The sequence below is a fragment of the Pirellulales bacterium genome (assembly GCA_035533075.1).
GTDB lineage: Bacteria > Planctomycetota > Planctomycetia > Pirellulales > JAICIG01 > DASSFG01.
Map to the genome: position 1 here is coordinate 61,592 of DATLUO010000215.1, position 19,299 is coordinate 80,890.

24 protein-coding genes are annotated in these 19,299 nt (G+C 65.7%); 8 read left to right on the forward strand and 16 right to left on the reverse strand.

Annotated features, from left to right (window positions below):
- Positions 1 to 22 precede the first annotated feature (22 nt).
- Together VNH11_27480 and VNH11_27485 are read left to right on the forward strand one after the other, a co-directional pair.
- Positions 23 to 358 carry a hypothetical protein gene (locus tag VNH11_27480; GenBank protein ID HVA50138.1) on the forward strand — a complete coding sequence of 112 codons (336 nt, stop codon included), beginning with the start codon at positions 23 to 25 and terminating at the stop codon, positions 356 to 358.
- Positions 359 to 369: 11 nt separating this feature from the next.
- Positions 370 to 903 (forward strand): toxin-antitoxin system HicB family antitoxin, encoded by a 534-nt coding sequence (locus tag VNH11_27485; GenBank protein ID HVA50139.1) that lies wholly within the window; start codon positions 370 to 372, stop codon positions 901 to 903.
- Between the two features lie 18 nt (positions 904 to 921).
- On the opposite strand, the gene VNH11_27490 is transcribed toward VNH11_27485, so the two are convergent.
- The gene (locus VNH11_27490) at positions 922 to 3,522 is read right to left on the reverse strand and encodes an NEW3 domain-containing protein (GenBank protein ID HVA50140.1); all 2,601 of its coding nucleotides are present in this window, start codon (positions 3,520 to 3,522) and stop codon (positions 922 to 924) included.
- A 104-nt stretch (positions 3,523 to 3,626) separates the two neighbouring features.
- Here VNH11_27490 and VNH11_27495 point away from each other — a divergent pair, with 104 nt between their 5' ends.
- Entirely contained in the window at positions 3,627 to 4,409 is a 783-nt protein-coding gene (locus VNH11_27495; GenBank protein ID HVA50141.1) for a sugar phosphate isomerase/epimerase, read from the forward strand.
- 36 nt (positions 4,410 to 4,445) lie between these two features.
- Here the strand turns inward: VNH11_27495 and VNH11_27500 are convergent, their stop codons facing one another.
- From VNH11_27500 to VNH11_27510, 3 genes are all read right to left on the reverse strand, one after another.
- Entirely contained in the window at positions 4,446 to 6,374 is a 1,929-nt protein-coding gene (locus VNH11_27500) for a hypothetical protein (protein HVA50142.1), read from the reverse strand.
- Positions 6,375 to 7,738: 1,364 nt separating this feature from the next.
- Entirely contained in the window at positions 7,739 to 8,101 is a 363-nt protein-coding gene (locus VNH11_27505; GenBank protein HVA50143.1) for a hypothetical protein, read from the reverse strand.
- Positions 8,102 to 8,175: 74 nt separating this feature from the next.
- Complete coding sequence (locus VNH11_27510; protein HVA50144.1) at positions 8,176 to 8,370, reverse strand: hypothetical protein; 195 nt, start codon at positions 8,368 to 8,370, stop codon at positions 8,176 to 8,178.
- 464 nt (positions 8,371 to 8,834) lie between these two features.
- On the opposite strand from VNH11_27510, the gene VNH11_27515 reads away from it, so the two are divergent.
- The gene (locus tag VNH11_27515; GenBank protein ID HVA50145.1) at positions 8,835 to 9,509 is read left to right on the forward strand and encodes a recombinase family protein; all 675 of its coding nucleotides are present in this window, start codon (positions 8,835 to 8,837) and stop codon (positions 9,507 to 9,509) included.
- Here the strand turns inward: VNH11_27515 and VNH11_27520 are convergent.
- The 4 genes from VNH11_27520 to VNH11_27535 all read right to left on the reverse strand — a co-directional run bounded on the left by VNH11_27520 (position 9,506) and on the right by VNH11_27535 (position 11,851).
- A complete protein-coding gene (locus VNH11_27520; protein HVA50146.1) occupies positions 9,506 to 10,387 on the reverse strand; it encodes a hypothetical protein in 882 nt (293 codons plus the stop codon). The genes VNH11_27515 and VNH11_27520 overlap by 4 nt on opposite strands.
- A 332-nt stretch (positions 10,388 to 10,719) precedes the next feature.
- Positions 10,720 to 10,953 carry a hypothetical protein gene (locus tag VNH11_27525; protein HVA50147.1) on the reverse strand — a complete coding sequence of 78 codons (234 nt, stop codon included), beginning with the start codon at positions 10,951 to 10,953 and terminating at the stop codon, positions 10,720 to 10,722.
- 39 nt (positions 10,954 to 10,992) lie between these two features.
- Complete coding sequence (locus tag VNH11_27530) at positions 10,993 to 11,361, reverse strand: hypothetical protein (GenBank protein ID HVA50148.1); 369 nt, start codon at positions 11,359 to 11,361, stop codon at positions 10,993 to 10,995.
- Positions 11,362 to 11,500: 139 nt separating this feature from the next.
- Positions 11,501 to 11,851 (reverse strand): hypothetical protein, encoded by a 351-nt coding sequence (locus VNH11_27535; protein ID HVA50149.1) that lies wholly within the window; start codon positions 11,849 to 11,851, stop codon positions 11,501 to 11,503.
- A 169-nt stretch (positions 11,852 to 12,020) separates the two neighbouring features.
- Here VNH11_27535 and VNH11_27540 point away from each other — a divergent pair, with 169 nt between their 5' ends.
- Positions 12,021 to 12,872, forward strand: coding sequence for a hypothetical protein (locus VNH11_27540; GenBank protein ID HVA50150.1), 852 nt, complete (start codon positions 12,021 to 12,023; stop codon positions 12,870 to 12,872).
- A 78-nt stretch (positions 12,873 to 12,950) separates the two neighbouring features.
- On the opposite strand, the gene VNH11_27545 is transcribed toward VNH11_27540, so the two are convergent.
- Genes VNH11_27545 through VNH11_27560 form a run of 4 tightly spaced genes read right to left on the reverse strand, consistent with a single transcriptional unit; the run spans position 12,951 to position 14,235 of the window.
- Positions 12,951 to 13,238, reverse strand: a complete 288-nt coding sequence (locus VNH11_27545) for a hypothetical protein (protein ID HVA50151.1) — start codon at positions 13,236 to 13,238, stop codon at positions 12,951 to 12,953.
- The gene (locus tag VNH11_27550) at positions 13,235 to 13,612 is read right to left on the reverse strand and encodes a hypothetical protein (protein ID HVA50152.1); all 378 of its coding nucleotides are present in this window, start codon (positions 13,610 to 13,612) and stop codon (positions 13,235 to 13,237) included. The genes VNH11_27545 and VNH11_27550 overlap by 4 nt, the downstream gene beginning before the upstream one ends.
- 10 nt (positions 13,613 to 13,622) lie before the next feature.
- Positions 13,623 to 14,024 carry a hypothetical protein gene (locus VNH11_27555; protein ID HVA50153.1) on the reverse strand — a complete coding sequence of 134 codons (402 nt, stop codon included), beginning with the start codon at positions 14,022 to 14,024 and terminating at the stop codon, positions 13,623 to 13,625.
- Between the two features lie 31 nt (positions 14,025 to 14,055).
- The gene (locus VNH11_27560) at positions 14,056 to 14,235 is read right to left on the reverse strand and encodes a hypothetical protein (GenBank protein ID HVA50154.1); all 180 of its coding nucleotides are present in this window, start codon (positions 14,233 to 14,235) and stop codon (positions 14,056 to 14,058) included.
- 138 nt (positions 14,236 to 14,373) lie between these two features.
- Here VNH11_27560 and VNH11_27565 point away from each other — a divergent pair, with 138 nt between their 5' ends.
- Complete coding sequence (locus tag VNH11_27565; GenBank protein ID HVA50155.1) at positions 14,374 to 14,970, forward strand: hypothetical protein; 597 nt, start codon at positions 14,374 to 14,376, stop codon at positions 14,968 to 14,970.
- 514 nt (positions 14,971 to 15,484) lie between these two features.
- Here VNH11_27565 and VNH11_27570 read toward each other — a convergent pair.
- Complete coding sequence (locus VNH11_27570) at positions 15,485 to 16,339, reverse strand: hypothetical protein (protein HVA50156.1); 855 nt, start codon at positions 16,337 to 16,339, stop codon at positions 15,485 to 15,487.
- A gap of 467 nt (positions 16,340 to 16,806) precedes the next feature.
- On the opposite strand from VNH11_27570, the gene VNH11_27575 reads away from it, so the two are divergent.
- Both VNH11_27575 and VNH11_27580 read left to right on the forward strand, forming a co-directional pair.
- Complete coding sequence (locus VNH11_27575; GenBank protein HVA50157.1) at positions 16,807 to 17,418, forward strand: hypothetical protein; 612 nt, start codon at positions 16,807 to 16,809, stop codon at positions 17,416 to 17,418.
- Positions 17,419 to 18,043: 625 nt separating this feature from the next.
- Positions 18,044 to 18,313, forward strand: coding sequence for a hypothetical protein (locus VNH11_27580; GenBank protein HVA50158.1), 270 nt, complete (start codon positions 18,044 to 18,046; stop codon positions 18,311 to 18,313).
- Positions 18,314 to 18,318: 5 nt separating this feature from the next.
- On the opposite strand, the gene VNH11_27585 is transcribed toward VNH11_27580, so the two are convergent.
- The 3 genes from VNH11_27585 to VNH11_27595 all read right to left on the reverse strand — a co-directional run bounded on the left by VNH11_27585 (position 18,319) and on the right by VNH11_27595 (position 19,294).
- Positions 18,319 to 18,480: a hypothetical protein gene (locus VNH11_27585; protein ID HVA50159.1), complete on the reverse strand. Its 162-nt coding sequence runs from the start codon at positions 18,478 to 18,480 to the stop codon at positions 18,319 to 18,321.
- A gap of 112 nt (positions 18,481 to 18,592) precedes the next feature.
- Entirely contained in the window at positions 18,593 to 18,994 is a 402-nt protein-coding gene (locus VNH11_27590; protein HVA50160.1) for a hypothetical protein, read from the reverse strand.
- Positions 18,995 to 18,997: 3 nt separating this feature from the next.
- On the reverse strand, positions 18,998 to 19,294 hold the full coding sequence (locus VNH11_27595; protein ID HVA50161.1) for a hypothetical protein: 297 nt from the start codon (positions 19,292 to 19,294) through the stop codon (positions 18,998 to 19,000).
- Between the last annotated feature and the right edge of the window lie 5 nt (positions 19,295 to 19,299).

A 19,299-nucleotide genomic window follows, 5' to 3' on the forward strand; every position in this document is an offset into this window, starting at 1 on the left:
AGCCGATGGCGGAGAGCTTTCTTTGAAGGTTACCACGCTGATTCCGTTGCACCACAACGATGGAAATGGAAGCAAGGTCTCGGTGAAAGAGATGAAGTCGATTCGCAGACGGCTGTGGAGCAGGTTCGAGGGTATTACGCGCGAGGGACGCACTCACGGCGAGTGGACCGATCCGAAGGACGGCAAACGCTACAGCGACGTCTGTGATAAAGTGGTCATTGAAACCGATCGCAGGCGTCTGGCCGAAATCACCGAACTGATCAAGGAAATTGGGAGGTCTCTGGGCCAAAAAGCGATGTACATGGAAGTCCAATACTACGACGGCGTACAGTTTTTACGAACGGACGAAGAAGAATAGGAGGTAGGGCGATGAAAGCAGCTACGCGGGTCGGCGGCGCCACGGGTGGCGGTCCGGCCGACAAGCGCCGGGCGGCGAAAAAAACGGCGGGCACAAGGTCGGCGAAAGCACGGGCAAATGACCGGCCGCCGCCCGCCGCGTCGAAAAGAAGCGTGGAGGTCCGGGCCGCCGAGGGGCTGCGATTCGCCAAGGACTTGGCGGGCAAGGGCCTCGATTGGCTAACGATTGAAAACGCATTGTTTGGTATCGGCGGCAAGCTGACGCAACTGTTTCCCGACGTTCGCGAACGCGCGGCGCTGGCCGGCAGCCGGGCCTACAAGGAGCTCTGCGAACTGCTCGACCAGGAGCGCGATGAGGATGGCGACCCGCCCGGCGAACTGGCCGACAGGCTGTCGACGGCGTCGGGGCAGACAATTGTGCGAATGCCGCGATCGCTGCACGCGGCCCTGCTGGCGGAGGCCGAGGCCGAAGGGGTCTCCTTAAACCAGCTTTGCGTTTCCAAGCTCGCGATGCAATTAAGGTGTGCCGCGAAACTCGCCAGATAGCCGTGCCGCCTCCGCGACCTAAGGCTCGGCCACGAAGTTGTAGTTCAAGGTCCGTCGTTTGCCGCCGATCTCTTCCGCCTGCACGCGCAGCTTCTGGCCCAGCAATTCGGCACCGGCGGGCAAGCGGTAGGTGAGCACGTCTTCGCCCGGCGGCAGCTTCCACACCTGGGCCCGCATCCGCCGCCGGTCGGGAGCGCTGAGATAGCAACGAAAACTGAGTTTTTCGCCGGTGCGATTGATCGTGCGCTGATCGACCTGCAGCTCGCCCTCGGCGTTCAGATGCGTGGCCAGCTCCAGGTAGACGTCGCCCAGGCCCAGTTCAATCGGCCGCTGCACGCTGAACCGGTGGCGTCCTCCGGCTTGCACGTCGAACTCGAACCGCAGCCGTTCGCGGCCGCAGCTCGCCGTCGAGGGAACGACCACTTCCAAGTTTTGGCGGACGCTTTCACCGGCCGCGGTTTTCATTTCGATCAGGTCCGGCGTCACGCGCCAACCGTCGGGAGCGACGATCTTCAACTTCCCGCCGGCCGACTGGTCGAAGTAGTTCCGCCACTGGACGCGCACCTGGTGCGGCGTCCCCGACACGCTCGGCAACCGTTCGGGACCCACTACCAGCGACATCCGCCAGCGGGTGACGGCTTCGTTCAGGCCGGAAACAAAGACGGGCAAGGGACCGACCTCGACGGTCGGCGCGCCGCCCGGTCCGCTTTCCACCTGCCGGACACGGCCCCAGACATCGGTCACCTGGATTCGCGCTCCGAAATCGACCGGTTCGAGGGTCGAATGGCTGTTCCAGAGCACGGCCAGCAACTGGTCGCCGCGCGCAAAAACGCGGTTTTCGCTGCCGCCCGCGAGCTGCAAGCGGCCCAAGAACCGCGTGCCCGCCAAGGCGAAAACCGTCGTCCGCCAGGGAAGCAACAGCTCGTTGGCACTGCCGTCGTCGCGCACCAGGCCCGATTGAGCATGGAGAGGGTCGTTGAAAAAAATCTTTTCGACGCCCGCTTCCTTGGCCGCCACCAGGCGCGTCACCAGGTCGACGGAGCGCGTCATCGTGTCGTATTTCTCGGCGTCGAGCGGACTGAGCGAAAGCCAAGGCTTCGTTTCCTCGGTCTTGGTCGCTGCCAGGTAATCCATGATTTCGCCGGCGGCCAGAGCGGGTTCCGAGGTGCGCGAGACAAACGACCAGGGAACATGCTTTCCGCCGGGCAATTCATCGAGCCAGTTCCAAACGACGCCCACATGCGAATTTTGCCCGATCTCGTCGAGCTGCTTCTTGACGCGCGCCACGGTGACCTGCGGGCTCCGCACGCCCGAAAGGCTGCTGTCGTCGTCGCGGCCCAACTGCCACCAGCGCACCTTGAGCGACAGCCTCGCCATCACCGGTTCCAGCGACGGATACCACAGCCCCGGCGGGTGAGCAAACAGATCCGCGACGGGGGCGGCGGGCCCAATGGCGAGCACCCGCCGCGTCTCGGCCGGCGGATCGCACAACAGCCCCACGAGGCTGATTCCTTGGGCGTTGAGCCGGTCGGCAAACCAGTTGATCGCTTCGACGCGGGCCTGGTCTTTGGCGTCGTACCAGAGCGGAAACTTGACCCAGTGGATGCCCGACTGGTTGGCCCACTGCGCCAGCATCGTCAGCGTCAGCGTTCCTTCGCCGGTGGGCAAACTCCAGCCGAATTCGCCTTGTTCGGGTCGGGGGACCGTCGCGGCCACGGCCAAACGCAGCTCGTGGTGATAGACATCCACCTGGTCGTGCGAGACCGTCGCCCTCAGACGATAATAGCCCGGTTCGCTGACGGGCAGCGTCCAGCCGGCCTCGGCCACCAGAAAGTCTTTCGGCAGATCGCTGAATGGGTCGCTGGCTTCCGGCGCGCTGGCCACCGGCTGCAATTGCAACCGCTCGTTCGCCAGCATGGCTCCCATCGCGTCGCTCAGTTCGATTTGCGCGTCAGGCACAGCCGCATGGTAGCCAGACACCCGACAACGGACGCGGACCGCTTCGCCCACCGGATAGAGCAGGTGCGGCTGGGCGATCTGCAAGGTCAGCCGCGGCATCTGTGCGAACCAGAGGTCGTCGAACAGCGCCGCGCCGTGCAGGTCTTGTTGTCCGACCGGCTCCAGGTGCAAAGCGATTTTTGCCCAGCGCGCCGCGGGACGCGAACAGGCGACGGGGCCGATGCGCAGCGGAAGCCAGCCCTCGGTGGCGCCGAGCTTTTCCGACTCGATCGTTTCCAGCGGTTGCCGGTTTTGATCGAGAAAGACGATGCTCAGCCATGCCCGGTCGTACCTAAGCTGTCGCGTTTTCAGGCTGGCGTGCAGCACATAATCGTACCGCGGGTCGATGGCGATGGCCGGGCTGTAAGCGGTCGCCGCCCCTCCGTCCAGATCGAACCGCAACGAGTGGCCTCCCTCGTCGGGCGACTCGGGACTGATTTCGATCGGCAGATAGTGCGGAAAGCCGTCTCCGCGGCGCCGCGTCCAGCCGTCGGGCCAATGGTCGTAATCTTCGTCGGCGTTCTGCTCGAAGCCGCATTGATAGAGCATGACCGCGTCGGGATGGCGCGCGACGGTAGCCATATGACCGGCGGCCGCTACAATCAGCAGAGAGGCAAGCATGTTCATCAAAGAGAATATCGGTCGAGCGGCGCGGTGAGGGAGCGGCGCGCCCGATTTTGCCGAGGATTCGTGTCGAGTCGCAGTTAAAAACGTCAGGACCGTTTATGCCGGCCATTCGAGTCGCCGTTCAAGCCCGCAGTGCGCGGACCGCCCTCAAGCGGCTTCTGCCGCTGGCCAAACAGTGGGGCGCCGTCGCCATCGAGCTCGATGCGCGGGGCGACGCCCATCCCCAGGAGCTGTCGCAGACCGGCCGCCGCCAACTGCGAAAGCTGTTCGACGACTTCGAGCTGCGCGTGGCGGCGGTCGGCTTTCGCACGCGCCGCGGTTATGATGTGACCGACGACTTGGACCGTCGCGTCGAGGCCACCAAGGCGGCGATGAAGCTGGCTTACGACCTGGGCGCCTCGTGGGTGGTGAACCAGGTCGGCCGCGTGCCCGAAAAAGCGGACGGGCCGCGCTGGCAGACGTTGGTCGAGGTGCTCACCGACCTGGGAACGTACGCTCAGCGCGCCGGAGCGCTTTTGGCGGCCGAGACCGGCAGCGAGTCGGCCGGCGACCTGGCCCGCTTGCTGGCCGCTTTGCCCGCCGGCACCGTGGGCGTGACGTTGAATCCCGGAGCGCTGATCATCAACGGCTTTTCGCCGCTGGAGGCGGTGACCGCACTGGGCAGCCAAATCGTCTACGTGCATGCCCAGGACGGCGTGCGCGACCTGGCCCAGGGCCGCGGCATTGAAGTGCAGCTTGGCCGCGGCGCGTCCGATTTTCCGGCGTTGCTCGGCGCGCTGGAAGAGCACAACTACCGCGGCGATTGGACGGTGGTCCGCGAAAAGGCGGAGAATCCTCTTGAAGAACTCGGCCAGGCCGTCAGCTTTTTGAAGAGCCTTTAGCGCCGCGCAAGTCGTCCCTCGGAGGGCTGACCGAAGTCATTTGGCGAGGGCCAACGGTTTCTTTTGCGCATGCGCGTCGTCGACGCCGACGTAGACGACCCGGCCCTCGCGGTCGCCCACGATACGCACTGCGTTGAGGCGCTCGCCCCGTTGGACCACAATCGCCATCGTATCTTGCGGTATGAGCGCCACCTGTTGCGATGCGGCCAGACGGTCGAGCGCCGCGGCGTCGTGCGCCGCGGCCGCCCGCGCAAAATGCCGGTACGTTTGGGCATCCGACGCGACCCCGACCAGCTTCTCACGTGCCGACCAGAGATAAACCGTCTGCCCTGGACGGATATCGCCGCCGCCGGCGCCGGGGGCGTCGAAAACGGGCCGCTTGCCGGTGCGTCGCTGGTATTCCGCGTCGGTCAAGCGGCGCGGGTGCGACCATTGAGCATCGCTGCCCGCAACGAACGCCTGCGCCGCATCGTGAGGCAGCCATTGCCAGAAAAGCAGCAGTTCTCTGCTGAGCAGCAAACCGTTGGCGAGCTGCAGGGCGAGCGCGCCGGCGATGACGACTGCTCGCAGGTCGAGTTCCGCGTCGGCCAAGCGTTCCACGGAGAGTGCCGCGGCCAGCGGCATCAAGAACAGCCACAGTCGCGCAACTTCGCCGCGGTTGGTTCCGGCCAGCGCCAACAGCGTGACGCTCAAGGTCCACGCCACACAAACGGCGTCGGCCGATCTCCACGTTCTGGGCCGCGCCAGGCCAGCGACGATTCGCGCAGCCAAAAAAACGGCGGCGGAGATTCCCAGGGCCACGGCCAGCTCCGCCAGGTTGACGAAAATCCACTTCGGATAAGTGCAACCGCAGTATTCATTGAATTCGCGGTTCTTGTTCAGATTCACCAGCCAGCTTTCCCAAGCGCGATGGCCGAAGACCGCGGCCAGCAGCAGCACCACCAGCAGCCATGCTCCGGGCGCGGCAATGACGGCCGCGATGGTAGGGCGACGGCCCTGCACCGTTCGGACCGCCACGAGCAAGGCGCAGACCGCCGCCACCACCAGGTACGAAAGCGAAAACAACATGCCGATGCCGATCAAGGCCCCCGCGCCCGCCGCCGCGCGCCAAGATCGTTGTTCGCTGGCGTAATAGCTGAGCGCCACGATGAGCGTGGCGAAGGCGGGGTAGACGGAATCGACCGACGGAGCGAACAGCGTGGCGGCGGGCACGAGCATCGCCATCGCCATCGCCACCAGGGCTGCCCGACGGCGATTCCGCTGCCGCACCAGCCACGCGATCGGCAGTCCGACCAGCAACGCGGCCAGGCGACTCAAATAGGCGACGGTGGTCACCGCCGCCTGGTCGGCCAGCGGGACGGCCTGCGTGCCGGACCAGTTGCGCAGCGCGCCGGCCAGTTCCGCCGGTTCGATTCTCCAGACGAGTTGGGCGGCTTCGGGACAACGATCGAAGAAACTCAGCAAAGCGCGGTAAACGAGAATCCAGCCGGCGGGGTTCGCGGAGATGTGATTCGGCTCGAACGAGGCGGCCACCTGGCTGTGGTTGGTGAGCACCGACGGCACGTCGGCGAACTCGTCGCGCGCCGCGTGGCGGAACGTGTGAAACAGCGTCGCCCATTTCTGCAGCCCGCCGGGCGCGGCGATTTCCAGGAGCATTTGGAAGCTGCCGCCCGCCACCAAAACTGCGGCCACCGTAAGCAGAAACACACGCCGCGGAGCGCTGTCAATCCACCTCTGCGAATGGACCACCAGACCGATCATGGCCAGGGCGACGGCCGCCGCGGGCAAAAGCGAAAGCCAGGCGGCCATCGGCACATCCCAAGGCCCCAGCCGCGGATACTCGAGCTCGCCGGGCACACCGAGCGGAAACCACCGACCCAGGAAGGCCACGGCAAAGGCCACGGTCGCCATCGCCGCAATGCCTAACGTGGCGAGCGAGATCGTCTGAACGCTTGCTGCTCTCATCGTTGGCCCTTGCCCCGTTGGCCGCGTGAAGCTACAAAAGGAGAATCGGGGCGACAGGATTCGAACCTGCGACCTTCTGGTCCCAAACGAGGGCCAAAAGCCGTCTCGCCCGTCATCACGTTTTGCCGGAAAGCGTTGTGGGGCTTGCCTTTTCGGTTTTAATACATCCATCCATGTTGGGGGTAACTGTCGCCAGAAAAGCCGTTATCGGGACAGGGAAGCGCGTCAAACCGCGTCAAAGCTTCTGGGGGGGCTGATGGCAGAAGGCCAACCGTGGCGAAACGAAAACGGCCGTTTGCACAGGCCCGTCTTTCGTGATCGCCATAGAGGTGGCGAGCCGGGGCGTTACCGATCCCGGCAAAGGCGAGCCTGTGCAAACGGCCGTTGTGCTTCGCATGAATTCCCTCTACGCGGTTGCCCGCTGGTCACGATCTCGACCTTACCAGCGATCGCGGCAATGTCAACAGCCCAGCGAACGCCTACGCGGGCAGTAGACGCACGGCGAGAGCACGTGACTTGGGAGTCGAGCAAGGGCGCGATCCCGCGGCAGGCGCAATCGTGGCGAACCGTTTCGGCGCCTGTCGGCTCGACAGCGGACAAGAGCACCGCTCGCGAACAAGCCACCGTTGCCGAGTTTTCGCGGGCCTTGGGTCCGACAGCGGATCGTCCATCCGCTGCCTTTCGGCCGGAGCCGACGAATCCGGCGGCTGCTGGGCCGCTCGATTCGGCGGCCACGCCAGGTCGCTGTTTTCGTCGGCTGCCGCGGCCGGTTATGATGCTCGATCTTCCAGCCGCGCGGCGCCGCAAAAAGAACGGGGCTCGACGTGAGCCCAAGTTCCGCGAAGAGCGAGCCGGGCCGCCGCTTTGAAAGCGCATTGCGGATCGGCCGGGCGGCGTCTGCATCGTCGATGCAACGTCGCCCGGCCGCGGGGGGGCCGACGCGACGGCGCGCGGCGGCGCTCGCGATCATGCACGTCGCGCCGCCGGCGGCGTCGCGATGGCTGCCACGCCGCGCGGCGACGCGCGCGCGACGGCGACGGCGCCGCGCGGCGCGGAAACGTTACGGCCCGCTCTCCGAGATCGGCCCTGTTGGCCGAACCCTGTGGGGCCTCGTCGCGCTGGCCAGGTGAATCGCGGTGGCGACGATCACGGCGCAGAGCAGCACGTAGACCAGGAGCGCCAGGCCAAACGGACACGGCTCCGCCTGGGTCGCTCCGCTGGGCTTCGAGGCGCGGGCGGGCCGCCGCTGTGGCTTTGCTCTCGGGGCGGGAACCATAAAGAGATTATCGGCCGGCATGGTCGACGGTTTTCTGCCGAATACCTCAATCCCATCGCGGGGTTGCGAATTGCAAATCAGAAAGCGATCACGAAAGCACGTCGCGAATCGCGCTCAGGGCGTCGATCACTTTGTCGAGAACCTTCGCCATCTCGGCGCGGGCGGCCTCGCGGTAGGCCAAGTCGCGATACACGTTCCGCGCCGGCGAGCGATCGGCCTCTTGTCGTTCGATGTCGGTGCGAGGATTTCGCGACGGCGCCGCCTCGCGGTCGGACGATTCCGGCGTCGGCTCTTCATGGCGGTTGTCGGCCACGCACCGCTGATGTCGCGGTCCGATCTGACGCGAGAAGTAGATTTTGTCGCCTGGCTCGATCGAGCCGCCACACTGGCTGCACTCTCCCGGCAGCCGGGCCGTGATAAGTTTCCCGTTGTCGATCGCTTGCGTGGCCATTTGGTTTGCTCCCGAAAAGTTCCCTGTCAAAATCCCTTATACAGGCAAATCGACAAGCGCGCCAGCGAAACTGTTCACTCGCCGCATCGACGCGGGCCCGGCAGCAGGCGTGCCGCGGGGTGTCGCGAGCTCAGCTCGCGGAAGCGATCGTACCAGACCAGCAGCTCGGCATCGCTCTTCAGCTCGAGATCGCCGACGTCAGACTCCCCCGCCAGCTCGCGACGGATCATCAGGTCGATGCGGTTCAGAATTACGTCGCGCAAGGTCATGGGTCGCGATGAGGGATGAGAGAAGCCTACGCCGCGCAAAAAAGTGTCGGCGCCGGCTGGTCCGGCAGAGACCGCGCCTCGCGGCGCCGGAACCCTGGGGCTGGCGAGCAAACAGGCAAGAAACTGCATCGAAGCCAGAAAAGGCCGCTGGCGCACGGGAAAAACGCAGCCTCGCATAGCTCCGCCGGCGCACAAACTGCCGGTCGCCAGCGGAAACCGCCGGTCGGGGCCCAGCGGCGACAGAAAGTGCCGACACGAGCGGCGAGTCACCCCTCACCGCCGTGCCGGCAAACGTCCAAACGCTTCGCGCAAGCCTATCAAGTTCCGCAGTCCGTTCCACCCGACGCGCTGGATTCTTTGGCCACAGCGCGAGACCGCGGTTTCCGGCCGCAAAACCTGTAAACAACCGGTCGTTAAATTTGCGCCGCGGCCGCCCCGATGCCGGGACGGGTGTATATTTACGGGTGAAAGCCATCGGCTACGTTCGGGTCTCGACGGAAGAGCAGGCCAGCGAAGGTGTCAGCCTCGCCGCACAGCGGGCCAAGCTGATTGCGTATGCGTCGCTCTACGAGATCGAGTTGGTCGAGATTATCGAGGATGCCGGTGTCTCGGCAAAATCGCTCGACCGGCCCGGGCTGAAGCGAGCTCTCCAAAAACTCAAAGCGGGCGAGGCCGAAGGGCTGCTGGTGGCCAAGCTCGACCGCCTCTCGCGGTCGGTCGGCGATTGGGACACGCTCATCAAAGGCTACTTCGGCGAGCGCGCCGGCAAGCAACTCTTTTCGGTGTCCGACGCGATCGATACGCGCACCGCAGCCGGCCGGCTCGTTTTGAACATCTTGATGTCGGTCGCGCAATGGGAGCGCGAAGCGATCGGCGAACGAACTCGCGACGCGCTGCAGCACAAAACCAGCAAAGGCGAGAGAGTAGGGCGGGTCCGCTACGGCTACAGTCTCACGCCCGAGGGCGAAATGGTCGAGGACCCGCGGCAGCAGGCCGGACTGCGGCGGATGCGGGAGCTGCGGGCCTGCGGTCTGAGCTTGCGGGAAATCGGCGCCAAGCTGGGCGAGGAAGGTTTTGCGACGAAGGACGGCCGGCCGTGGCAGGCGGCCACCGTGAAGCAGATTCTGGATCGACGCTAGGCGGCGTCGCGCGCAGTCTGCGCGGCAAGCTGAGCGGCGGCCTCGTCCATCAGGGCCTGCAGCTCCGCAATCAGCGATTTGAGATCGGCGGCGCCGCGTTTGAGCCGAATGGTTCCCGACTTCAGCTTGATGATCTTCTTGAGCTGCTTGCGTGCCTTGGCCTTTGTTTTTCTTGGGGGCCGCTGTTCGGCGACCGCCTTCGCAACCTCCGGGCCGCTCGGGCCGCGGGGACCGGCGGCGGCCATCGCTTTTTGCAGACAGACCGCCTGCTCGTCTTGGGGCAGCCGAGACAGCTGCAAGGCAGCATTCAAGCTGAGCGAGTCGGAAACCTTACGGACGTTCTTCATCACGCCCCAGCCCGTGATGAGCTTCAGCGCATGCCGCTCCTTCATGTCGGTCCAGCGGTCCGCCAGGTATTGCGAAAATGATTGGGCGACGTGCCTGTACAGTCGGTCGCGGTGGATCTCACTCAAGGCCTCGGCCGCCTTCAACCAGGCCGTGTGATAGTAGACCGCCAACTTTTTCTCCAAGCGGGTGAGCCGTTCGAGCTCCGATTCCGGTGTCGGCGCGGATGCCGACTTGCCTGGGGCCGGCGGGTCTGCGGCGCCGGCCGATTTTGGCGCGGGCACCGCCTGGGCGGCCTTGGCTGTCGGCGCGTTGTGTGGCGCGGGAACGCGCTGGGCAGACTTTCCGTCCTGCAAAAAAGTTGCGTCATGCGGGGCGATTCCCGGCGATGCGGCGCGCGCCGACTTGGTTGTCTTTGACTCTTCGACGGTTTTGCCGGGCGACAGGCGCGGACGGGCCGGCGGCAATGTCGAACTTCGGTCCCCATTTGCGTTTTTGGTTTCCTCCGGGTTGCGTCCGAAGATGGCGACCATGCTTGGGTTCCGTCCGTGGGTTGGCGTTCGTTTCGTCGGTCCGCCATGTCATGGCGTAACCGTTTTCTTTGATCGGTCGAAGTGCTGGCCCGCGGTGCAGGATACTGCGGATGGCCGCCCATGTCGGACTCGCCGACAAGCCGACGCCGATCGTCGGAATCGGACGCCGCGAGCGCCTCTGAATGCCGCAAGCACGCTGCAAGGCGACAAGTTTGCCTACGGGTCTGACTCAGGGTGCAGCTTGTCGGCCGCTTCCCGCCAAATTTTCGCCGTGCCCTCCGTCATCCGGCCGACGCCCAGTCGCCTGCGCCAGCGGGACACCAGCTTGCGGTCTACGCCCCAGTAATAGGCGATGGCCTGCGCGTCGGGCGTTTGCAGCAGGTCGCCGGGGTGACGGAAAGCCGCACGCGAACTACCTGAAAACCTTGTCGCTCCGCGTCGGCCTGCACGGCCGTCAGCAGGGCGAGATAGCCGAGGTAAGTGTCGACGGCGGGCGGGACGACCAGGCGCGACCACTCCGCAAAGTCATGTTCGGGAAACTCCCACAAGCAAACGCGGTCGATCACTTCTGCATCGCCTCCCACAAGGCCCGCACGGAGGGATATTCAGCTTCCATGACTTGCCGCGCGCGGTCGAATGCTTCCATCGACCACGGCGGCTTGGCCGTTGAGCCAGAGCTCGTAGAGGTTGTCGCCGGCGGCCGCCTCGGGACCGAGGCGGAGCACGGCCGGCACGACCAGCACATTGCCGACCCAACGCGCCGCGGCCCGAAGCTCCGTCTCGACGGCGCGCGACAAACGTGCGATGCGGCCGGATTCTTCCCGCACGCCGAACACCAGCGTGTCGGCGCCATACAACGCGCGGCGGCAATCGCCGGCGACGGCCAGCAGGGCCCATTCGAACCACTCGACGCTGGCCCGCGTTTGTCCGCTCTCGATGCCGTCGATGATCGCTTCGTACTCTTGAAGCTTCATGCTTCCACCGCCTTTCCCGCGGCGCCGGCATCAGCGGCTTCGACGACGGCGCGATATAGATCCGCACCGTGGCAACCTGAGTACTTGCTCAGCCACTCGCGGGCCTTGTCGGCCGTGATGCCGGCGGACGTGGCGTAAGTCAGTGCCCACCGTCGGGCCAGGTCAGCCGGGGCGTGGTAATGGGTGCGGTAGTCGTCGTGCCCAAGAAAATCCTGCCTGACCACGCGCGTTGGCCGGCGGCCGTCTGACCGACGTGGAACCGGTCGGCGCCGTCGACCAGCTCCGCCTCCGGGGCGAACGTGCATTCGCTGCGATCGGTTGGCCCGACGCTCGATTGCAGCAGGCCGGCCAGCAGCTCCGCCTTGCGGGTCCGGCGCAGATCGGCGGCGGCCTGGGCCTGCTGGGCCGCTTTCGCCGCGGCGGCCGCTTCCCGCTCCGCGACCAGCTCCGCCAGCTCGGCAGGCAATTCGGCCGAATCGTCGCCCATCATCAGGCGATGACGGAGCGACCAGCCTTCACGCGCCAGCCGGCGGTCCGCATCACGTCTTGGACGGCCGCCACGGAAATGTACCAGTTCCAGTTCATCGGATTTTTTTTCAAGAGTTCAGGGTTCAGGGTTCAGGCAGCAGACTGCGGTCCAGAGAAGAGGCCACCGGTACTTGACCGGGCACCGCCCGGCAGGCGACAATCTCCTTCGGCCGGGAAGCCCGACAACCAAATCGATCACGCGGCCCCGCGCGGCGACAGGCTTCCCGGCCTATGCTCGCGCGGGGCCGCTGTTTTTGAGGGAGACCCAGAAAATGAACTGCGCTCTGCTTTGCACCTTATTGCTGTCCGCGCAGCTCGACCGCGATTCCGCGAGCGCGGAGGTGAAAGCGTACCTGGACGCCGCGGATCGCGAGCTCGACTCCCGTAAGGCGGCCATGGCGGAGACGATCAAAGAACTCATGAATCAAGCGAAGAAAATGCACTCGACGAACGTGGTCGAGCTCAATCCAGCGGCGGCGAAAAAGAACCGGTCAACGCAGATCAAGCTGCTGAAAGAGAAGATCAAGGCGCTGGACACCGGCCACGTCTTCTGTGCGCCACGCCTCGATCGAGACAATCTCGTCGTCGGCCAGCTTGGGCGTGCGGAATTTCAGCGATCGCCGATCGAGTCTCCGCATCGGTGGAGCGGGAAAATTCTCCAGATCCTTGACGGAGAGAACTTGCTATTTGAGCACGCCGGCAAGACATTTTGGATTTGCGGTAAGAAGACCGCCAACGTCGGCGACGGGGAAACGGTCGAGATGACGGGTAGCTTCGTCGTTGAAGCGTCAAGAACCTATACGACCGTCGTCGGCGGCAGCAAAACGGTGCAGGTGCTCAAAGTCTTCTCAGAGGCGGAAGTCCTTCCTTACCTGCCCGCAGCCCAGCAGGCTTCTTTCCTGGCTGAGCCCGGTGACGAGATCATTGAAGGGTTGAAGGGCGCCTCGGGGAAAAAAGGTGGCCGCGAAAACGCGAAGAAGTGACGTGCGGGGCACGGCGGGCATCCTCCAGCGCGTGCCACAGATGGCCGCGCGCGTTGCCGACGGCGATGGCGTTGTGAATCAAGAGAGTACCCGCCTTTCGATTCGGGCCACGTGATCGCAGTACGTGGCTGCGTCGAACTGCCGCCGCGTGCAATGCACTTCACAGGCGGCGTCGATGATCGGCGGCAGCAGGGCCTCGGCACGATCGGCCACCGTTCTGGCACGCGCGCGATAAGGCGGTTGCCACAACGCCCGGCGGCAGTCGCCGGCGACGGCCAGCAATGCCCATTCGAACCACTCGGCGCTGGCGCGCGTTTCTCCGCTCTCGATGCCGTCGATGATGGCTTCGTATTCGTGAAGCTTCATGCCTGCAGCTCCTGGCCGGCGTCGGCCTGGGGCCGGGGCGGTTCCGCTTGCGGAGCAAGCGGGCTACCGGCCTCGGCCTCGACCACGGCCTGATACAGATCCGCCCCGTGGCAGCCGGCGTATTTCGAAAGCCACTCGCGGGCCTGGTCGAGCGTGATGCCGGCAGAATTGGCGTAGGCCAGTGCCCAGCGGCGGGCCACGTCGGCCGGGACAAACCAGTACGTGCGATAGTCGTCGTAGCCCGTGTAGTCCTGCCTGACCACGCGCTCGCCGACGGCGGTCTGGCCGACGTAATACCGGTCGGGGCCGAGGAAGAGCGGCCGCAGTCGGGCGAGGAAATGCTGGAGGTCTTCAGCCGCTTCGCCGCACTGCACAACGCGCGGCTCAAAGCCGGCGGGGCACAACCCGCAGCTTGATCTCCCGGCCGCGCAGCAACAGCCGGCGGTGCCCCGTGCGCTCGTTGTGCTGGTACGAGCCGAGCATGGCCGCCTCGGCCTCGCTCGTCATCGGCATTTCGGTGGGCACGGCCGCCCGGTTCGCCTGCAGCCAGAACAGCAGCCAGCAGAACGGACCGCGGTCGAGGTGCTTGACGGCGGCCATCACGGCCGCCAGTTCATCGGTGTCGCCGCGCGGCGCGACCACCACGATCTGCCGCTGCCCGAAGCGGTTGACCAAATAGAACGGCGGGCTTCCCTGGGGCGCCGGCTGCTTGGGGATGCCCACCCAAAGCGAACCGATGAACGCGCAGAAAAGCAGCCCGCAAAAAATCAAACATCCTCGTCGCATGCCACCGGTCTAACCCGCCGCGCGGCGCAAGTCAACAAGCATGTCCGTCGCTGCAAGCCTCAACATCCTGGTCGGCATGGACACCCGCGGCCTGACGCACGGCGCGGGCACGGGCGTCAGCGCGCTCAAAGGCCTGGACCTGGCCGCGCCAGCCGGCGGTCCGCATCACGTCTTGGACGGCCGCCACGGAAATGTACCAGTTCCAGTTCATCGGATTTTTTTCAAGAGTTCACGGTTCAGGGTTCAGGCAGCAGACTGCGGTCCAGAGAAGAGGCCACCGGTACTTGACCGCGCACCGCCCGGCAGGCGACAATCTCCTTCGGCCGGGAAGCCCAAACCGATATCGAACATGCGGCCCCGCGCGGCATCAGGCTTCCCGGTCTACGCTCGCGCGGGGCCGTGTTTTTTCGCGCCGATCATGCCACCGAAGAGCTCGGCATTCTGCCAACACTGCCAACGCGACACGCTGCACGAGCAGCAGACGGAAGAACTGAGTCACATCCTTCACCTGTTGATCTCGCTCTTCCTGTGCGGCCTCTGGCTGCCAATCTGGATTCTGATGGCGCTTGGGCAGAGCAACCGCAACGCGCGCGCCCCGTGGGTGTGCCAGGCCTGCGGTAGCGTATGGTTCGATCCGGATGCCGAAGCCGTGGCCGAGGCGCGACGCGAGCGGCGCCGCCAGCAGCTTCGCCAAGCGGGGCGCCTGGCCGCACGCGGATCGCTTTCGGCGTCGAAGGCAACTGCGAATGCTGTGACCTCTCTGACGGCCGCCGGGGTCGAAGGCGGGATTCGCTTGGCGCGTGCGGCGCCCAAGCTTCCAGGCTCGATCGACCGCGGCCTTCGGCGCGCCGCCGGCGAAGGCAACACGATACTCCACTACTTTTTTCGACTCCTGACGGTAGCCGTACTGTGCGCCGCAATCGCCGCCCTCGTCGCGGCCGCCTGAGCGGCGCTCGGGAACGTTGCGCGCCGGGCTGGCCACGGATGCACACGGATTTGCACGGATTATAGAGCGATCGATCCGCGATGGTGACTCAGCACGCGGTTGCGTATCGAACCACCGTGGCCCGCAGTGCCCATCGACCCGCGTTGCGCAACGTCAGCACGCGGCCCGTCTGGCAGACGTCAGCACGTGGCGCGTTGTTCGTGGTGACTGACGTGGCGGCGATGGTAACTCAGCACGCGCTGGGTATCGTCGCATCGAACCACCGTGGCCCGCACTGCCCATCGACCCGCGTTGCTTGTGCCCAACGTCAGCACGTGGCCGGCCTGGCAGCCGTCAGCGCGTGGCGAGTTGCTCGTGGGTGACTGACGTGGTGGCGGCGTCGTCAATGGTGACTCAGCATATTGGCCGGCTGGCCGGGGGGGGCGATTTTTGGCCGCTTTCGCCGGCGTAGACCAGTTCGTCGCGGTAGCGGCGCCTTGCCCGCGTGCTCTCTAATGCGCCGCGGCGGAGGCACTCAGTCGCGGGCCTCACTTTGAGCTCCTAAAGCCTTCTCAACGCTGATGATCGACTCCCGCTGCTGGGCTGCTATCTTCTTGCACGCGGCATCCGCCTTGTCGGCGTCAACATCGGAACCTAAGCGGACAAAGTCCGACCGGTTATTGACGTCGAGTTGCGCGATGCCAAAGCTCAAGTCGATCTGCTTCAGCATGAAGGCAATCTGTCCGTTCGGGTCTGTCCCCGCTGGCGCGTCGGGAATGCGTGTGTAGAGATCGAGCGCCACGTCGCACCTCTGCTTGAACTTAAGCGGCGAAGGAACGAGCGTGAGCAGTTTGGCCACAGCCCTGCACTCGTCCAAATATGTCCGCACGGCGGCGACATAGGCGCGTTCTGCCGCACTCGGCGCTGGCTTGGCTTCCGCCTTCGGCGGCGCAGCCGTGTGCGTTTCCTTGGCGCTCTGAGCGCGCCTTAGCTGCTTCTCCGTTTCAACTAGGCGGACGTCGAGGCCTTCTCGTGCGTCGAGCAGCCGTTCGACCTCCGCCGCGCTCTTCTCGGCAGCGTTTTGCGCCGCCGTGATCGAGGCGTTGGCCTTTTCGACTGACGCGGTGAGCGCAGCGTTGGCCTGCTCAAGCTCTTTGATTTTTGCGTCCTTCGCGCCGGGCCGATTCGTCGCTGCCGCCAGCAGCAGGGCGCCGATCATGCCCGCGGCAAAGCCTCCCAGGCAGAAAAGAACTCGCGACATGGCCAGCTCCAAAGAAAGCGGCCCCGCGCGAGCGTAGGCCGGGAAGCCTGTTTGCCGCGCACGGTCGCATGTTTTGGTGTTGGCTTCCCGGCCGATGCCAATTCTCGCCTCCGTGGCGCCGCCGGTCAAGTATTTGAGCGCGCCAAGCGCGCACGTTTTTCCGCAGGTTTTTGCGCGACGAGGGTCCACAGTGCCCGCGTTGCTCATGGGCGGCCCATCGGCCTGGCAGACGTCCGCGCGTGGCGCGTTGCTCGTGGGCGACTGACGTGGCGGCGTCGATGGTGACGCAGCACGCGGTTGGGTGTCGTCGGGTCAACGGCTCGCCCGAGAAGATTGCGCGTTGGCCACGCGCCGAAATGACGCGGCTGCTGGACCTCGAAACGAGCCAATTCGGTGTCGCCGACTGTCATGGTTTGCTTTGGAACGCCGACAAAAATTTCTTGCCGCGATAGCGGCCCGGCAACGATTGACCGCCGGCGCCGACGAGGCGAAGATGGGCGCGGCCGGGAAGCTAAACGAAACACATGCGGCCCCGCGCGGCAACCGGCTTCCCGGCCTACGCTCGCGCGGGGCCGCGTTGTTTTGGGGAGCGGGCGATGCCCCTTACCACCGCACTCTGTCAATCGTGTTGGCAGCCCTTTAGCTGCTACTTGGACGGCAGCGAAGCGGTCTGTCGCTGCCCGCACTGCGACGCCCTGACGCGAGTCGTGCCGTTCGCCGGCCAGGCGGCGCCCGTCGCGCCGCCCGAGCCCGCCGCGCCGCGGTCGGCGAATCCCTGGCCGCGGCCTGGTGCTGATGGTGTGTGGGGCGAGACGGTACGAACGATGCGCCGAGGATGTCTGATTACCGCTGGCTTGCTGTTTTGTGCGCTGATTGGCTCGACCTGGCTGGCCCTTCGGCCGCGAACGGAGCCCCAACCAGGCGCGCCGTTCTACGTGACCAACCGCTTCGGCGAGCGGCAGATCGTCGTCGTGGCGCCGCGGGGCGACACGGACGAGCTGGCCGCCGTCAAGGTCGCGATCAAGCACCTCGATCGCGGCAAGTTCTGCTGGCTGCTGTTCTGGCGGCAGGCCGATCGGCTGCTTGTCCCGACCGAAATGCCGATGAGGGACGAACAGGCGGATGCGATGCTCGGCTCCTACCTGCGCAACGACCGCACCGGCTTTCAGCGGCTGCTGCTGCACGGCCGGGAGATTCCGCTGGATTAGGCGAGCGAGCCTTGGGCCGCCACGCGCGCGTTATGCAAGGGCCGATGATGGCCGCGCGGTTGTTCGGCCAACTCGCGCTTCGGCTTCGCCGCGCTGCATAACGCGCGCGTGGCGGCCCAAGGGAGGGGGAAGAGTACGAGAGCCGCGGCTGAGCTTGCTTTCCGCGTCGGGGGATACCCCCCTGTTTCAAAACCTGCGAAAAAACGTGCGCGCTTGGCACGCGGTCTACGCCGCGCGCGACCCTCAAAAATCGCCCCCCCCCCGGTCGAACAGCGGGAGAAGGATCTGGCTGTTCGGCTTCGCCGCGGCGAGCCGCCGCATTCGCCCGCGTCGCGGCGGGCCCGTTCGCGAGCACGACGTTGCGTTCCCGCCGCGCCTCTGGGCCTAACCGGGATTGCCGGCGGCCACGGGACCGCTCGCGACCTGGCGAACCAGGCTGCCGGCGCTGCGACGGGCAAAGTGCGGCACGGGGTTGCGTCGTCGCCGTCGCCGTCGGGGCTCACGATGAGCCCCGCGCATGCCAAGGCCACGCCGTTCGCTTCGGACAATCTGCGCCTACCGTTGCTTGGTCGGGTGTGGCCTGCGGACTAGAATGGGTTGATGCCCAGACCACGGCGGTGAATCCATGGCTATCGCAGACAACGGCCCGGCCGCCGCCACGTTTGCCTTTACGGTCATTCTTGAGGGACTGGACGATATCGGCGAAGATTTGACGAACCGGCTGTTTGAGGCCGGCTGCAGCGATGCCTCGCTCGGCTGTTGTGACGGCGTCGTGTCGCTCGAATTCGACCGCCAAGCCGTGTCTCTCGCGGACGCGATCGGCAGCGCCGTGAGGGATATTACGGCGGCCGGCTGCTTGCCGGCCCAAATCACGCTGGACCGGGACGGCGATTGAGATGCTCAGCGTGCTTCGTCGGGCCTGGCTTGCAAGTCCCGATCGATGGCCGCCACCATCTCCGCGTCGCCCCTCTCCATCGCTCGGGCCCGGATCTCGGATAAGAGCGCGTCGTGTCCCTGCAGGTCTTCAGGTCCGGTCGTCGTTTTTCCTTGCCGTTTGGCCATCGTTGTTGCCTCGCGTTCGGTCATCGTTTTTCCGTTGCGTTGCTGGTACACAAAACAAACTCCAATCCAAAACGCCCCTACGGGAAAAAGCCGGTTGAACTGCCGCCGTGAATCACGTCCTGTCGGCGTTTGCCATCCGGCCAGGTGCGGCCGTCGCGGCGCCGCCGGGGCCTGCACGCGACGCGCTCTTTCGGGAGCGTGCCGGCCGCGGCCGATAGCCGATGAAGCGACCGCAGATTTTGCAGGTCGATCGGACCATGCCGCCCGGCGCCGGCCCGTCGAGATAGTTGGCCGGGTTGTTGTGGGGCGAACAGAAACGCACGGCCGCGGATTCGCTTGGCCTGGGGCCTTCGTCGCCGGAGGGCAGCCCGGCGAGAATCTCCGCGTGGTGCGCTCGCAGCCAGTCCCACAGAGCACCGCTATCGCCGGGCGAATGCGCCTCGAACAGCAGCTCGTCTCCGTCCCGCCAAACTGAAACGCCGCGCCGGCCCAGCTCGTCAAGAATTGGGCTCATCGGTCAGGGCCTCCCGTTGCGTAACCGTGCGGCGTGTCGATCGCAGGCGGCGAAGGCCGCCCCGCGGCGGCGGTGTCGCGAAAGAATCGACCAGCACCGTCGGCCGCCCAAATCGGCCAGGTGCAGCGCGTACCAGGTGTCGGGGCGGATGCCGAACCGGCTGCGACTTCTGACCACCCGGTAACGGCCGCCGCGGTCGCGCCAGATCCAGCGATCGGCCACGATCGTCGTCTCGCGTCGCGGGCGGCGCGACCACGCCGGGCCACCCGCCGGTTGCCTGAGTTTGAGATTGGCGCGCATATTTC